Consider the following 13,849-nt stretch of genomic DNA (forward strand, 5'->3'; position numbering starts at 1 on the left):
CGCTCAGAATTCCGAGCGCTGAAAAATGCGTTCCCAGGCATAGAGCAGAATGGTGTCGACGGCGCCAACCAAGAGGAAGGCCAGCGCGATCGGATAGGTCGAGCTTTCTGGCAGGCCCCAATCGACGCCTCGCGTCGATACGGCCAATGCGAGAACGAGACTGAGAAGAGCGAGAACGGCAAAGACGATTTGAACGAACTTGAGCGAACGTCCACGCTCGCGGCCGATGCTGTCCATCAGGTCAATTCCTCAACGCGATACAAATGAGACTTCCCCGCGTCTTCGACCTTAGTCGGAGCATAACGAAAGATGAAGTGAAATTTAATGCTTTGTTAAGCAAGTGTCTTGAATGCCAGCTCTTTAAGCATCTTGCTTTGACGTTCGGCGTCGGCTGGGAAATTTTCCGCCATCCACCAACGCTCGAAGGCGTCGAGGATGCGACCGACATTGGGGCCAGGTGCGATTCCGAGCGCAAGCACGTCGCTTCCCGAAACGGGCATTATCGGGGCTTTCCAACGCGATGGCAGTAGCGCGCGCGCGCGCCAACGAGGATCGGCCGCCGGTGCGCCGGAGCGAGCCCATGCAAGCCGTATGGCGCGCGAAAAGGTTTCGGGGCCGAGTTTGTAGAGCGCGGTGCGCGCGGCAAGGTCAGAGCTTGCTGGATCAAGGCCGGGATCTCCGGCGACAGCGGAAGCTAGGCGCGAGGCATCGGCATTCGAAAGGCGAAGCTCCTCGGCGAGAAATGATGCTTCGCTCGGATCGCTGACGGCGAGAGCGGCGAGCCGCGTCAGCGCATCGGGAGGCTCGCCAAGCGCTGTCTCGATGGCCGCCAACCGCGCAAATCGTTCGGGTTCAAGACGAGTCCTGACCGCAAGTTGAAGAATGCCGCTTCGGTACATGGCATTGACGACGTCGACCGCACTCGGCGCTGCGAGCAGCTTTAATATTTCGGTGCTGACGCGTTCGGCAGAGAGAAGCGGAAGCCCCTCTTTCAATGCCGTCGTCGCCGCCAAGCCTTCGGGATCGAGTTGGCCCCTGCCGTATTGGGCGCTGAAGCGAAAGAAACGGAGGATGCGCAGATAATCCTCGCGAATGCGGGCTTCCGGATCGCCGATGAAGCGCACGCGGCGCTGGCGCAAGTCGTCGATGCCGCCGACAGAGTCGTAGATGGCGCCGTCGGGTCCGCAATAGAGGGCGTTGATCGTGAAATCGCGGCGGCCGGCATCTTCCTCCCAAGAGGTGGTGAAGGTGACCACTGCGTGGCGGCCGTCGGTTTCGATATCGCGCCGGAGCGTCGTCACCTCAAAGGGATGTTTGTCGGCGATGACTGTGATGGTGCCGTGCTCGATGCCGGTCGGATGGGCTCCAAGACTGGCGTTTCGCGCGAGACGGATAACTTCTTCTGGGCGCGCGGTGGTGGCGATGTCGATGTCTTTCACGGGGCGGTCGAGCAGGGTGTTGCGGACGGCGCCGCCGACGACGCGGGCTTCAGCGCCTTCCGCAGTGAGTGCGGCAAATACCTTCGCCAGCTCCGGTGATCGAAGCCAGTTCGCGGTGATGCGCGGCCATTTGAGAGCGGCAACCGTCATGAGATCATGGGCCCGTGGCAGAGGGTTTCGTCTCGGGCTCGTGAACGCTACGGGCGGGCTCGAGCTTGCCGTTGACGACCGAAGCCGGCACGTAGTCGTCATTCGGATTATTGGAAACGCCGGTCGAAAAGAAGATGAGGGTTCCGAGCATCAATGCAGCGCCCGCAAAGAACAGGCGTATCAGCGGCGCCTCGCTCAAGGTCGTCATCAGGCCCGGCCATTGTTCCTTCGAGAAGGCAACCCAGACCACGTAGAGGAACGTCGGCAGCAAAAAGAAGAAAACATTCTCGATAACGATGCGGATCATGCCTCGAAGAGTCTCCGATAGAGCGTGCGGATTATTCCCGCTGTCGCTCCCCAAATATAGCGTTCGCCATAGGACATCGCATAGAAGCGCCGCTCGGCGCCCTTCCAATGGCGGCTGTGGATCTCGTGATTGGCTTCATTCATCAGAAAGGTGAAGGGAACCTCGAAAACATCGGCGACTTCGCCAGGATCGGCGGTGAGTTTGAAGCCGGGACGGACAAGCGCCACGGATGGCGTGATGATGTAGCCGGTGCCGGTCCGATAAGGCGAAAGATAGCCGACGGGCTCGATGAAGGCTTCGTCGAGTGCGATTTCTTCCCGGGCCTCCCGCAGTGCAGCAGCGAGCGGGCCGGCATCATACGTTTCGACCTTGCCTCCCGGGAACGCAATCTGCCCGGCGTGCGATGGAAGATGGTCTGTACGGGCCGTCAGCAGGACGGTCAGGGGCGAACGTGCAACGACGGGAACCAGCACGGCGGCGTGGCGCAGACCGGACGCAAACCGGCCGAGCGTCGGATTGAGATCGTCGTCGCCGGGGGATTGCGGCTCGTTGAGCAAGGGCGGATTAGCGAGCAGACGGGCACGCGCTAACCGCTCGAAACTGGCGGCATCAAGATCGGGTGTTGCCATATTGGAGGCAGAAAGCGGGTTCATTTCGCAACCTGATTGCAACCGGTGCGTGGTTGGCTTTGGGTGGCCGGGGCCGCCTGAATCACGTTACCCTCAATTCGTCGTATCAGATTGTGCCTCGTACTCGGGTAAATGGGACAGACTGCGCGTGGCCTATTTACGTATGACATTGCCGTTCCGGACGCAGGGCCTTTCGGTGCTGGCGATGGCGCTCGCGCTGGTTTGCCTCATGGCTCAGCCGCGCGCCGAGGCGATGTCGACGATCGATTTCCTGACCTCCCTCTCCGAAAACGAGATGGCCTCGTTCCAGGTCTGGAAGACAGCACGGCAGAATTTCGAAGACCAGCTTGATGCCTATTGGGATGCGGTGGAGCGCAAGCGCGCCGTGCGGCGGCAGAAACGGGCGAAGGGAGTTCCGTTTTCGGCCAGCGATTACGTAATGAGTTTTCCCCCAAAGTATAAGGGACCGTTTCTGTCGGGGGAACTGGCGGCGAAGTACGACCGGTTTCTGACTGCGCAGAGGGACGCCAACCCGTCGCCGCCGAAAGAGCTGGCGACGCTGCCGGATTATCTCGCTGCGGCCAAGAGGGTCTACAACTTCGTGCCGGAGCGCGTTTCCGAGAAGGAGTTCAAGTTGCGCTATGCGGCCGAAGCCGCGGCGCTGGGTCTGTCGAAAGAACAGGTCGTGCGGGTCTATGCGCTCGAAACCGGTGGAGTGGGCACCTACGACACGCAGGCGGGCATTCATCCGATCAAGAAAACGGGGCGGGCGATTTCGAGCGCGCTCGGCTATGGGCAGCTTCTCGACGCCAATTCGGTGAACGAACTGGCGCGCAGCGGCGCGACCTTCATTCGGCTGCTGACGCAGAAATATCAGGATCCGCGCAATCCCCCGGCGCGCAAAGCGCTGCTGAAGCACAAGCTTGCCGTCTTGAAGAAAATGTACGCGAACGTGAAGCATCAGCCATTCGAATGGGACGTGCAGCAGGCTTACGCGAAGACGCCGCCCGGGATGGGCATTCACGCGCTCAATATCGATGGCGATCTCGGGCCGATGCTGCAGGCGATGAAGCTTCGGACTTTGCAAGATCTGGCGGCGAAGGCTGGCCGCACGTCGCTTTCGGGGGCCGAACTGGAACTCATGAATTTGGCGGGCCCGATGACCGGACTCGAAATGATGGCGGGGCCGGGATCCGACGCGCCGACGCCCAACTTTTTCGCGAGGCGCGCGTACTACGTCAATAAAATGGTGATCGGCCTGACAGGTACGCAGCTGCAAGCAGAACTCGACAGGCGCATGGCGCAGGCGATCACCAATCCCGGCTCGCAGGAATTCGCGGATGCGTTCGATTCCGTTTCCGGGTTTCGAAGGGTCGATCGCTGAGCGAGCGACCCTATCCGAAATGGCGGATGTGCTGTGTCAGGCGTTCTGCGATTCGAGCGCGGGATAATCGACGTAGCCCTTTTCGTCGCCGCCGTAGAACGATGCGGGATCGGGGGCGTTCAGCGGCGCGTTGAGCCTGAAGCGAAGAGGCAAATCCGGGTTGGCGATAAAGGTCTTGCCGAACGCAACCGCATCGACGACGCCGGCGCTGATGGCGGCTTCGGCCGTTTCCTTCGTGAACTTCTCGTTGCCGATAAAGGCCCCGCCAAAGCGCTTCTTTAGTTCGGGACTGATTGCGTCCGGCCCTTGATATTCGCGTGTGCAGATGAACGCGATGCCGCGTTTGCCGACTTCGGTTGCGACGTAGCCGAATGTTTCAAGCGGATTGCTGTCACCCATGTCATGGGAATCGCCGCGCGGTGCGAGATGCAGGCCGACGCGATCGGCACCCCAGACGCCGATGGCGGCATCGACGGCCTCGAGCATCAAGCGGGCGCGGTTCTGAAGCGAGCCGCCGTATTCGTCGGTTCGTTTGTTGGTTGAATCCTGCAGGAACTGGTCGAGCAGATAACCGTTGGCGCCGTGGATTTCGACGCCATCGAAGCCGGCGCGCTTGGCGTTCTCGGCGCCTTTGCGATATGCGGCGATCACGCCGGGGATTTCACTCAATTCGAGGGCGCGGGGCGTAACATAGTTTTTTATCGGCCGCACGAGGCTGACGTGTCCCTTTGGTGCGATTGCACTTGGTGCAACGGGAAGGGCGCCATCAAGATAAATCGGATCGGAGATACGGCCGACGTGCCAGAGCTGAAGCACCATGGTTCCACCGGCAGCATGAACGGCGTCGGTGATCTTTTTCCATCCGGCGACCTGCTCGTCCGACCAGATGCCGGGCGTATCAGGATAGCCGACGCCCATCGGCGTCACGGAGGTAGCTTCCGAGATGATGAGGCCTGCTGAAGCACGCTGAACGTAATAGTCGCGCATCATGTCGTTGGGAACGCGGCCGGCGCTGGCGCGGCAGCGCGTCAAAGGCGCGAGGACAATGCGGTTCTTCAGCGTCAGCGCGCCGGCCTTCAGCGGGTTAAAAAGCGTTGTCATGGGGGATTTCCCGATTTGTCGAATGGAACGCAACTGCGGGCTTCAGCATATAGTCCGGTATCGCCGAACTATCGAACATGTGGCACGCTGGGTATGGCAGACAACTGCGGCTTTCCACCGCTGCCGTTGTGCCAGCGCAGAAAAATGCGTTTTCGGGGATTTTTGCGAATTTCAGGCGGCTTCGCCGCTTGCCTCGTTCGAGATGTCGTGCACGGCGGCGGGATCCTTGATCGGATCGGATTTTCGGGAAAGTGCCAAAGGCCGGTAGACGATGTCTCTGACCCTATCGTTGCGCGCTTCCTTGACGGTTTGGCCGAGACGCTTGAGGGCGCTTTCGTGGATGCTCTCGTTAAGAGAGACGAGGCTTTGGGAAATCCGGTTCGTTCGCCTGCCGCCGACCGGCGCGTGATCGTGCAGGCTTTCGCGGATAAGACGCACATGAGGCATCATGCGGCTCAGAGCGTAGATCCAACCCGTCGACGAATTGTGCTGAAGCCCGAGGTGATCGGGATTGCAGTCGCGCTTCAGGCGATCGATATCGATTGCCAGTCCCGTCGTCGCGCGGACGCGTTCGGCCATCCAAAGCAGGGCAATATCGGAAAGCGCCGTTTCCGGCCAGCCGCCGCCGACATCGGCATGAGTTCCCGGGAACCACGCCTGCTCGACGTGCTGGAACGACGGCGGCTTCTCGTCGTCGGGATAGGTGAATAGCGCCGGTCGAAACGGGCTGCGAGTCTCGTCAATCGAAAGAGCATGAAGGGCGACATCGATCGTGTCGTGGAGACGGGTGTCGTGGTAATCGAGTTTGCGCGACAGCCATGCCGACGACAAAAAAGGATTGCCGATATTGCCGACGGTATCCCAGACGCCGAGGCAGCGGATGCGGACCGGATAGTGGCAAGGCGCGCTGATTTCGGCCACTTGGTTGAAGTCGCGCTTGCGCGCCTTCTGCCGATATACGGTCCAGGCGTCATCGATGCGGAAATCGCTATCCTTTCGGGCAATCCCAAAAAGCGTGATGAAACTCGCGAGGCTGCGAGCCTCGTAGGCGCCGCGAGAAAATCCGAAAAGGTAGATTTCGTCGCCCGGCTCGTAGAGGCCGCTCAGGAACCGATAGCCGGCCTTGATGCGATCGCCGATCTCGAAGCCAAGTGCACCTTTGAGGAACGAGAAGCCTTTGTCCTCGGATGTCGCGATGCCAACGATATAGCGGGTGAGCTGCCGGACGCCGCGGCTGTCGCGGAAAAGAATAGCGCGGTTCAGCTTGGCGACGTTCGTCGGCGGCGCCAAACCATCGTCGTCATTCCAGGTGCCGTCGAATGAGCAGACGAGCCGCTTCATTTCGCGTTGCTCCCGAAAGCCTCACCGTTTGCTCGCCGTGTGCATAAGTGCCGACGGCAAGCACTGCTCAGTGCTTATACGGGTGCGCGAAAGGGTAAACCACTCCGGCAAAAGCGAGAGTAACAGGTTCGTGCGGGCATGGCGAAACTGCAACAATCATCGTCCTTGGCATGATGCCGAGGACGGACGCCGCCGCCGCCGCTTAAATCACGGCCACTTCACCACGGGCGGCATCGACGACAGGATCGATTCGGTATTGCCGCCGGTCTTCAATCCGAATGTGGTGCCGCGATCGTAAAGCAAATTGTATTCGACATAGCGGCCACGACGGATGAGCTGTTCTTCACGTTGAGCTTCGGAATAAGGCAACGAGTAATTGCCTCGCACCAGCATCGGGTAGACGCTCAAGAAAGCGCGGCCGACATCCTGCGTGAATGCGAAGGCTGCATCCCAGCCGCCGTCGGCGTCGGACGGCGTCAGGTAATCGTAGAAAATGCCGCCGATGCCGCGCGGCTCGTTGCGGTGAGGCAGGAAGAAGTATTCGTCGCACCAGTTCTTCAGCTTGGTGTAATCCACGATCGCGTGGTTGGCGCAGGCGCCGTACATCGCGGCGTGGAACGCAAGCGTATCGGCGTCGGTCTGCGTGCGCCGTTTGTCGAGAACAGGCGTCAGGTCGGCGCCGCCGCCGAACCACCACTTGTTGGTCACGATCATGCGCGTGTTCATGTGAACGGCAGGCACGTTCGGGTTGACGGGATGCGCGATCAGCGAAATGCCGGACGCCCAGAACTCGGGGTTTTCTTCGGCACCGGGAATTTGTTTGCGGAACTCGGGCGAGAATTCGCCGTAAACCGTCGAGGTGTGCACGCCGACTTTTTCGAAAACGCGGCCGTGCATCAGGCTCATGACACCGCCGCCGGCGTCGGCTTCGCCGTCTTTGGCGCGCGACCAGGGCGTGCGCACGAACTTTCCCGGAGCGTCGGAGCCATGCGGGGCCGATGCAGGAAGGTCCGTTTCGAGCTTTTCGAACGCCGCGCAGATATCGTCGCGCAGCTTCTCGAACCAAGCACGTGCAGCCGCTTTTTTAGGAGCCAGAGGCAAATCAGGAGCGTTCATCGAATATTCTGCGCCATGTCTTGTTTTTGACCGAAAAGACCCTTAGCTGCAAACGGTATCCACGATCAACATCCGGTCGCCGTCGCCAGTCGGATCCAGCCGACTTTGCGATCAGGCGCCTTTATTGTCTTTGCGATAGATCATGTTGCGCCGCCTTATGAGCTGGGGTGAGACCCGCATCAAGCCGTTCGACGAGCGCGCGATCGTGCGCCCGCCTGATACGCTTGGGGCCTTCTACTGGTTCTTCGTCAAGCCGCTCTGGCCTTATTTCGTCCTGCTGCTGATCGCGGGCTGCCTCGGCTCGACCATCGAAGTCGCGCTGATGGGCTTCGTCGGCGCGATCGTCGACAAGATGCGCACGCTGGGCGACCCGTCGACGTTTTTGTCCGTCTACGGTTGGACGCTTACTGGCATGGCGTTCGTGGCATTGGTGCTGCGGCCGCTTGTTTCCGCCGCGCATGACTTCATCAAGAACCAGATGCTGGCGGCTGCGTGCACGTCCCGCATTCGCTGGCAAACGCACCGCTACGTTCTGCGCCAGAGCCTGAGCTTCTTCCAGAACGACTTTGCCGGACGCGTCGCCAACAAGATCATGCAGACGGGCACGTCGCTGCGCGAGAGCCTGGTGCAGCTCATCGATGCGATCTGGTATGCGAGCGTGCAGTTCGTCGGATCGGCTTTGCTGTTTGCGGCGTCGGACTGGCGGTTGACCGTTCCGCTGATGGCGTGGCTCGTCGCCTACACCGTAACGCTCAGGCATTTCGTGCCGCTCATCAAGGCGCGCTCGACGGAATCGTCGGAAGCGCGGTCGATGCTCGTCGGCCGGATCGTCGACAGCTACACAAACATCATGACGGTGAAACTCTTCGCGCATGCCGAGCGTGAGGACGTTTACGCGCGCGAGGCGCTGACCGAGCAGATGGAAAAGTGGCAGGCCTCGCTCCGGCTCGTGACCTCGATGCAGATCGTTCTTTACATTTTGAACGGCATCCTCCTGGTCACGACGACCGGCACCGCGATCTGGCTGTGGACGCTGCATCATGTCTCGGTCGGCGATATCGCGGTCGTCAGCGGTCTCGTCATTCGCATCGTCACGATGTCGGGCTGGGTGATGTGGACGATCGCGGATGTGTTCGAAAACATCGGCGTCGTGCATGAAGGCATGGAGACGATCTCGCGGCCGAACCTGCTCGTCGATGCGGCCGATGCGAAGCCGCTCACGGTGCCGCGCGGGGAGATCCGCTTCGATCACATTCACTTCCACTACGGCGCGGGCCGCGCCTCGGCGGAGGATGCGCCGCCGCGCGTGATCGAATCGCTGTCGCTCAATGTGCGGCCCGGGGAGAAGGTCGGTCTCGTCGGACGTTCCGGCGCGGGGAAATCGACGCTCGTCAATCTGCTGCTGCGCTTCTACGATCTCGAAGGCGGTCGGATCCTGATCGACGGGCAGGATATTTCGCGGGTGACGCAGGACAGCTTGCGCGCGGAAATCGGCATGGTGACGCAGGATACTTCGTTGCTGCACCGGTCGGTGCGCGACAACATTCTCTACGGCCGCCTCGATGCCACGGATGCGGAGGTCATCGCAGCGGCAAAGCTCGCGGAAGCGCACGAGTTCATCGTCGGTCTCGAAGACTTGAAAGGCCGCAAGGGCTACGACGCCCATGTCGGCGAGCGCGGCGTCAAGCTTTCGGGCGGCCAGCGGCAGCGGATCGCGATCGCGCGCGTGCTGCTGAAAAACGCGCCGATTCTGGTGCTCGACGAAGCGACCAGTGCTCTCGATTCTGAAGTCGAAACCGCGATCCAATCGAGTTTCGAGAAACTGATGGACGGCAAGACCGTTATTGCGATCGCGCACCGGCTTTCGACAATCGCGGCGATGGACCAACTCGTGGTGATGGAAGATGGGCGCATCGTGGAAGAAGGTTCGCACGCCGAACTTCTGAAGCGCGGCGGTCTTTATGCCAAGCTCTGGCTGCGCCAGTCCGGCGGCTTCCTCGCGCGCGAAGCGGCGGAGTAGTTCGAGTTTTCGCGATTTCGGAAATGCTGTCATCCTCGGGACGAGCCCGAGGATGACAGAAATCCAGATGATAGCTGACCATTTGTTAGCGTTTGCCGCGGGCGTTGCTCACGAAGGCGGGGATGAGTGCGTGCAACTCAGCGGCGGTCCGGCGAATGCTGAAGAAGCGCGGAACCTTGGCTTTATAGGCGAGATAGGCGCTGCCATAGCGGTCTTCGAGCCAAGGCTCCTCGGTTGCGGCCATCATGGCATAGACACTGACGACAGCGGCGGCGAGAGCGGTGGCGTCGAAGCTCCAAGCCGCGAGTCCTAGAGCGGTAAAGGCGAGAATAGCGGTGGCGTATTGGGGGTTGCGCGTCCAGCGATAGATGCCGGACGTCTGCAGGCCGCTTGCCTGGCAATAGGTTGCCTTTCGACCGAGCGACCAGAGTGTGTAGGCATAGGCGATACCGGCAACGAACGCCGCCACCGCCAGCACAATTCTGAGAGGAAGCATCGGACCCGACAGCGTCGTTAGGAAACGTTCGGTCGCAAGTGCCAGGACCGAAACGTTCAAAGTGCGGAAGAGTGTCCAGAACGCGAAGCTTTTGAGGGAGCCGACCGGCGGCGCGGGCCATATCCGCCATTGGCTTTTTGAGCGACCTGCGAGCATCCCGAGGATCAGCAGAAATGCCGATGCGGCGCCTGCAGTCGTCAAAATTTCATCAATCGGCATACGAGTCTGCGGACTTGCGGGTGATCCGACAGATTTGCAGCAGTCGCGTGTCACGTGTGCGACAGGCGGGATCGATTCAGGCGGATGGAAAGCCGCCCGTCTGGCGCAACGCTTCGGCGAGAACGATCGCGGCCGCGACGGCGACGTTCAGCGATCGGAGACCCGGGCGCATCGGTATCGTAATGCGCGCATCTACGCGTTCGTGGACCGCATCGGGCACGCCTGCACTTTCGCGGCCGAGCATCAGCGTATCGTCGGCGGCGAAAGTGAAATCGATATGGGGCGTCGTCGCTTTGGTCGTCAGCAGGAGGAGGCGGCCCGGCGACGAAGCGGCCGAACGTTGTGCCATGAAGGCGTCGAAGCTCGCGTGGCGCGTGAGGTCAACGAACGGCAGATAATCGAGCGCGGCGCGCTTCAGCGCACGATCGCTCATGTCGAAGCCCGTGGGGCCGATGACATCGACCGGCACGCCGAAACAAGCGGCGAGGCGGAGCATCGTTCCGGTGTTTTGTGCGATGTCGGGTTGATAAAGGGCGAGGCGGGTCATTGCGGCCGGTGTCTGCCGTCTGATGAAGATCTGTGTCCATGCGACATATGCGCTAAATTGCCTCTCACTTTTTGTCGCGCTTTCCGATTGATAGTGGCATCAAACGCTGTCAAAACACTCAATCAGGGAAGAAACACACGAGCTAGAGTCCAAAAAACGGGCAATCGGTAGCGGGATCAAGTTTTCTGCCGCTGGCAAGCCTTCGGGGCTCTAGTTCCCAATGCGGGAGACACGCGTTGAGCACTGATGCCTTGGAGCCCAATCGCCGGGATTTCCTGGTGGTTGCGGGCAACGCGTTTGCCGCAGTCGGCGGCGCGGCTCTTTTGTGGCCATTCATCCAACAAATGAATCCGGACGCCAGCACGATGGCGCTGTCGTCGGTCGAGATCGATCTTGCTCCGGTGAAGGAGGGTCAGGCGATCACCGGGATGTGGCGCGGCAAGCCGATCTTCATCCGCAATCGCACCAAGGCCGAGGTCCAGTCGGCGATCGATGTCGACGTCAAGGCTTTGCCCGATCCGCTGGCGCGAAACGAAGATCTGCCGACTGACGATCCGGCGACCGATGCCAACCGCACCAAGGCGGGGCATGAGAACTGGATCATCATCATCGGCATCTGCACGCATCTGGGCTGCATCCCGAAGGGGCAGGCGCTGGGCGACGAGCGCGGCGAGTTCGGCGGCTGGTTCTGCCCGTGCCACGGCTCGCAGTACGATACCTCGGGGCGCATCCGAAAGGGGCCGGCTCCACGCAACATGGAGGTGCCGCCGTACGCGTTCACAGCCGATACCAAGATCAAGATCGGTTAGGGGGAGAGAGCAAATGGGAGCCCGATCCTCGGATTACGTGGCGACGACGCGCTGGGGCAAATGGCTAGACGAGCGTTTGCCGATCGGCCGTGTGGTGAAGAACCAGTTCATCGATTATCCGACGCCTCGCAACCTTAACTATCTTTGGACCTTCGGCGGCATCCTGACGATCATTCTCGTCGGCCAGATCGCAACCGGCGTGGTGCTCGCGATGCATTACCAGCCGAGCGCGGCGGCCGCCTTCGATTCGATCGAGCAGATCCGGCGCGACGTGAACTACGGGTGGATGCTGCGCAACCTACACTCGGTCGGCGCGTCGATGTTCTTCTTCGCGGTCTACATCCATATTTTCCGCGGCTTCTATTACGGCTCCTACAAGGCGCCGCGCGAAGTGCTGTGGATTCTCGGCGTGCTCATTATGCTGCTGATGATGGCCACGGCGTTCATGGGCTACACGCTGCCTTGGGGGCAGATGAGCTTCTGGGGCGTAACGGTTATCACCAACCTCTTCTCGGCCCTGGATACGATCTGGAATGGGCTCGGAACCGCCATCGTCGAATGGCTGTGGGGCGGCTACGCAGTGTCGGGCGTGACGCTCAACCGGTTTTTCTCGCTGCACTATCTGTTGCCGTTCGTTTTGGCGGGCGTCGTCGGGCTGCACATCTGGGCGCTGCATATCGTTGGGCAGAATAATCCGACCGGGCTCGATCTCAAGGAACCGAGCGACTGCGTTCCGATGCATCCTTACGCGACGTCGAAGGACTCGGTCGGGATTTTCGCCTTCCTGCTGCTTTATGCCTGGTTCGTGTTCTTCGTGCCCGACTATCTGGGGCACGCGGACAATTACGTCGAGGCCAACCCGCTCGTCACGCCGCCGCATATCGTGCCTGAATGGTATTTCCTGCCGTTCTACGCGATCCTGCGTGCGTTCACGAGTTCGTTCCTGGGTATTCCGCTCGGGCAATATGCGAAGCTTTGCGGCGTCGTCGCGATGTTCTCGGCGGTCGTCATTATCGCGTTTGCGCCGTGGCTCGATACCTCGCGCGTCCGATCATCGAAGTATCGGCCGATTTTCAAATGGTTCTTCTGGTTCTTCGTCTTTACGTGCGTTGCGCTCGGATATCTTGGCTCGAAGCCGGCCGAAGGCGTCTACGTGACGGCGGCGCAGATTTTCACGGTCTGCTACTTCCTGTTCTTCCTCGTCATCATGCCGATCGTTGGTTTGGTCGAGACGCCGCGCAGGTTACCGCGTTCGATCACGGAATCGGTGCTGGAGAAGGGTGGGGCTGGTCTTCCGTCAGGTGCGGCCGCCGCACCAGAAGTGCGCTGAGGAGAGCGATTGATGAAACAGCGCATCTCACTCACGCTTCTTTTCGCCCTTTCAGCGATCCTGGCGGCGACGAGCGTTTCAGCCGAAGAGGGCGGCCATCCGGAAATCGTGCGGCAGCCATGGTCGTTTTCTGGCTTCACCGGACAGTTCGACACGGCCCAACTGCAGCGTGGATTCCAAGTCTACAAGGATGTTTGCTCGAACTGCCATGGCCTGAAGCGTGTGGCGTTTCGCAATCTCGTGCAGCGTGGCGGTCCGGAATTTCCGGAAGCCGCCGTGAAAGACCTGGCGAAGGCATGGCCGAACCAGATCACTGACGGTCCGAACGACGAAGGAAAGATGTTCGAGAGGCCGGCGCTGCTGTCCGACCCCATCCGTGGCCCTTATCATAACGATCAGGAAGCGCGAGCGGCTCAGAACGGCGCGCTGCCGCCGGATCTTTCGCTGATCGCGCGGGCGCGCAATGTCGAACGCAATCCGAGCTGGTGGATCCATCCTTTCCTGATGCTTGGCGATATCGCCGAGGCCTATCAGGAGGGCGGCGCCGACTACATCTATGCGCTGCTGAACGGGTTCTCCGATCCGCCGGATGGTTTCAAGCTGGTCGACGGCAAATTCTACAACAAGGTCTTCCCGGGGCATCAGATCAGCATGCCGCCGCCGCTGACCGACGGCGTCGTCCAATATCAGGACGGCACACCCTCGACCGTCGAGAATTACTCGAGGGACGTTGTCGCATTTCTGTCATGGGCCGCCGATCCGTCGCTCGATACGCGCAAGCAGATCGGATGGCAGGTCATTCTGTACCTGATCGTCACCACCGTCTTGCTCTATCTGGGCAAGAAGCGGATCTGGGCCAGCATCAAGCACTGACCCAAGGCGCTTGTGACGATTTGCAAACTGGAAGGCCTCGCTTGCGGGGCCTTTTTCTTTTAACTGGGGGCAAACGTAAGACTGGCGA

14 protein-coding genes are annotated in these 13,849 nt (G+C 60.6%); 5 read left to right on the forward strand and 9 right to left on the reverse strand.

The genetic code is table 11. The annotated features are described in order from the left end of the window. Nucleotides 1–3 precede the first annotated feature (3 nt). From QM780_RS01235 to QM780_RS01250, 4 genes are all read right to left on the reverse strand, one after another. Nucleotides 4–237 carry a hypothetical protein gene (locus tag QM780_RS01235; protein WP_415068664.1) on the reverse strand — a complete coding sequence of 78 codons (234 nt, stop codon included), beginning with the start codon at nt 235–237 and terminating at the stop codon, nt 4–6. Nucleotides 238–332: 95 nt separating this feature from the next. Beyond that, nucleotides 333–1,589, reverse strand: coding sequence for a CCA tRNA nucleotidyltransferase (locus QM780_RS01240; protein ID WP_415068665.1), 1,257 nt, complete (start codon nt 1,587–1,589; stop codon nt 333–335). A gap of 4 nt (nt 1,590–1,593) precedes the next feature. Next, on the reverse strand, nt 1,594–1,896 hold the full coding sequence (locus QM780_RS01245) for a DUF6111 family protein (protein ID WP_415068666.1): 303 nt from the start codon (nt 1,894–1,896) through the stop codon (nt 1,594–1,596). Beyond that, nucleotides 1,893–2,549, reverse strand: coding sequence for a CoA pyrophosphatase (locus tag QM780_RS01250; RefSeq protein ID WP_415068667.1), 657 nt, complete (start codon nt 2,547–2,549; stop codon nt 1,893–1,895). The genes QM780_RS01245 and QM780_RS01250 overlap by 4 nt, the downstream gene beginning before the upstream one ends. Nucleotides 2,550–2,673: 124 nt before the next feature. Here QM780_RS01250 and QM780_RS01255 point away from each other — a divergent pair, with 124 nt between their 5' ends. Next, nucleotides 2,674–3,909, forward strand: a complete 1,236-nt coding sequence (locus QM780_RS01255; RefSeq protein WP_415068668.1) for a hypothetical protein — start codon at nt 2,674–2,676, stop codon at nt 3,907–3,909. Nucleotides 3,910–3,945: 36 nt separating this feature from the next. On the opposite strand, the gene QM780_RS01260 is transcribed toward QM780_RS01255, so the two are convergent. The 3 genes from QM780_RS01260 to hemF form a co-directional block, all read right to left on the reverse strand. Then, entirely contained in the window at nt 3,946–5,010 is a 1,065-nt protein-coding gene (locus tag QM780_RS01260) for an alkene reductase (protein WP_415068669.1), read from the reverse strand. Between the two features lie 171 nt (nt 5,011–5,181). Continuing rightward, nucleotides 5,182–6,351 (reverse strand): DUF2235 domain-containing protein, encoded by a 1,170-nt coding sequence (locus QM780_RS01265; protein WP_415068670.1) that lies wholly within the window; start codon nt 6,349–6,351, stop codon nt 5,182–5,184. A 207-nt stretch (nt 6,352–6,558) separates the two neighbouring features. After that, nucleotides 6,559–7,467, reverse strand: a complete 909-nt coding sequence (hemF, locus tag QM780_RS01270) for an oxygen-dependent coproporphyrinogen oxidase (protein WP_415068671.1) — start codon at nt 7,465–7,467, stop codon at nt 6,559–6,561. A gap of 142 nt (nt 7,468–7,609) precedes the next feature. Here hemF and QM780_RS01275 point away from each other — a divergent pair, with 142 nt between their 5' ends. Beyond that, a complete protein-coding gene (locus tag QM780_RS01275) occupies nt 7,610–9,487 on the forward strand; it encodes an ABC transporter ATP-binding protein (protein WP_415068672.1) in 1,878 nt (625 codons plus the stop codon). 85 nt (nt 9,488–9,572) lie between these two features. Here QM780_RS01275 and QM780_RS01280 read toward each other — a convergent pair whose 3' ends face one another. Both QM780_RS01280 and QM780_RS01285 read right to left on the reverse strand, forming a co-directional pair. Then, nucleotides 9,573–10,202, reverse strand: coding sequence for a methyltransferase family protein (locus QM780_RS01280; protein WP_415068673.1), 630 nt, complete (start codon nt 10,200–10,202; stop codon nt 9,573–9,575). A gap of 76 nt (nt 10,203–10,278) precedes the next feature. Beyond that, nucleotides 10,279–10,749: a tRNA (cytidine(34)-2'-O)-methyltransferase gene (locus QM780_RS01285; protein WP_415068674.1), complete on the reverse strand. Its 471-nt coding sequence runs from the start codon at nt 10,747–10,749 to the stop codon at nt 10,279–10,281. Nucleotides 10,750–10,985: 236 nt separating this feature from the next. Here QM780_RS01285 and petA point away from each other — a divergent pair, with 236 nt between their 5' ends. The 3 genes from petA to QM780_RS01300 are packed head-to-tail and all read left to right on the forward strand — an operon-like array spanning nt 10,986 to nt 13,761. Continuing rightward, nucleotides 10,986–11,558 (forward strand): ubiquinol-cytochrome c reductase iron-sulfur subunit, encoded by a 573-nt coding sequence (gene petA / locus QM780_RS01290; protein ID WP_415068675.1) that lies wholly within the window; start codon nt 10,986–10,988, stop codon nt 11,556–11,558. A 13-nt stretch (nt 11,559–11,571) separates the two neighbouring features. Then, complete coding sequence (locus QM780_RS01295) at nt 11,572–12,888, forward strand: cytochrome b (RefSeq protein WP_415068676.1); 1,317 nt, start codon at nt 11,572–11,574, stop codon at nt 12,886–12,888. Nucleotides 12,889–12,900: 12 nt separating this feature from the next. Then, nucleotides 12,901–13,761: a cytochrome c1 gene (locus tag QM780_RS01300; protein ID WP_415068677.1), complete on the forward strand. Its 861-nt coding sequence runs from the start codon at nt 12,901–12,903 to the stop codon at nt 13,759–13,761. The last annotated feature ends 88 nt before the right edge of the window (nt 13,762–13,849 follow it).

The organism is Hyphomicrobium sp., assembly GCF_047600905.1.
GTDB lineage: Bacteria > Pseudomonadota > Alphaproteobacteria > Rhizobiales > Hyphomicrobiaceae > Hyphomicrobium_B.

Coding starts and splice junctions, on each gene's coding strand:
- QM780_RS01235 (WP_415068664.1), bottom strand. CDS start 237: ATGGACAGCATCGGCCGCGAGCGTGGACGTTCGCTCAAGTTCGTTCAA.
- QM780_RS01240 (WP_415068665.1), bottom strand. CDS start 1,589: ATGACGGTTGCCGCTCTCAAATGGCCGCGCATCACCGCGAACTGGCTT.
- QM780_RS01245 (WP_415068666.1), bottom strand. CDS start 1,896: ATGATCCGCATCGTTATCGAGAATGTTTTCTTCTTTTTGCTGCCGACG.
- QM780_RS01250 (WP_415068667.1), bottom strand. CDS start 2,549: ATGAACCCGCTTTCTGCCTCCAATATGGCAACACCCGATCTTGATGCC.
- QM780_RS01260 (WP_415068669.1), bottom strand. CDS start 5,010: ATGACAACGCTTTTTAACCCGCTGAAGGCCGGCGCGCTGACGCTGAAG.
- QM780_RS01265 (WP_415068670.1), bottom strand. CDS start 6,351: ATGAAGCGGCTCGTCTGCTCATTCGACGGCACCTGGAATGACGACGAT.
- hemF (WP_415068671.1), bottom strand. CDS start 7,467: ATGAACGCTCCTGATTTGCCTCTGGCTCCTAAAAAAGCGGCTGCACGT.
- QM780_RS01275 (WP_415068672.1), top strand. CDS start 7,610: ATGTTGCGCCGCCTTATGAGCTGGGGTGAGACCCGCATCAAGCCGTTC.
- QM780_RS01280 (WP_415068673.1), bottom strand. CDS start 10,202: ATGCCGATTGATGAAATTTTGACGACTGCAGGCGCCGCATCGGCATTT.
- QM780_RS01285 (WP_415068674.1), bottom strand. CDS start 10,749: ATGACCCGCCTCGCCCTTTATCAACCCGACATCGCACAAAACACCGGA.
- QM780_RS01295 (WP_415068676.1), top strand. CDS start 11,572: ATGGGAGCCCGATCCTCGGATTACGTGGCGACGACGCGCTGGGGCAAA.
- QM780_RS01300 (WP_415068677.1), top strand. CDS start 12,901: ATGAAACAGCGCATCTCACTCACGCTTCTTTTCGCCCTTTCAGCGATC.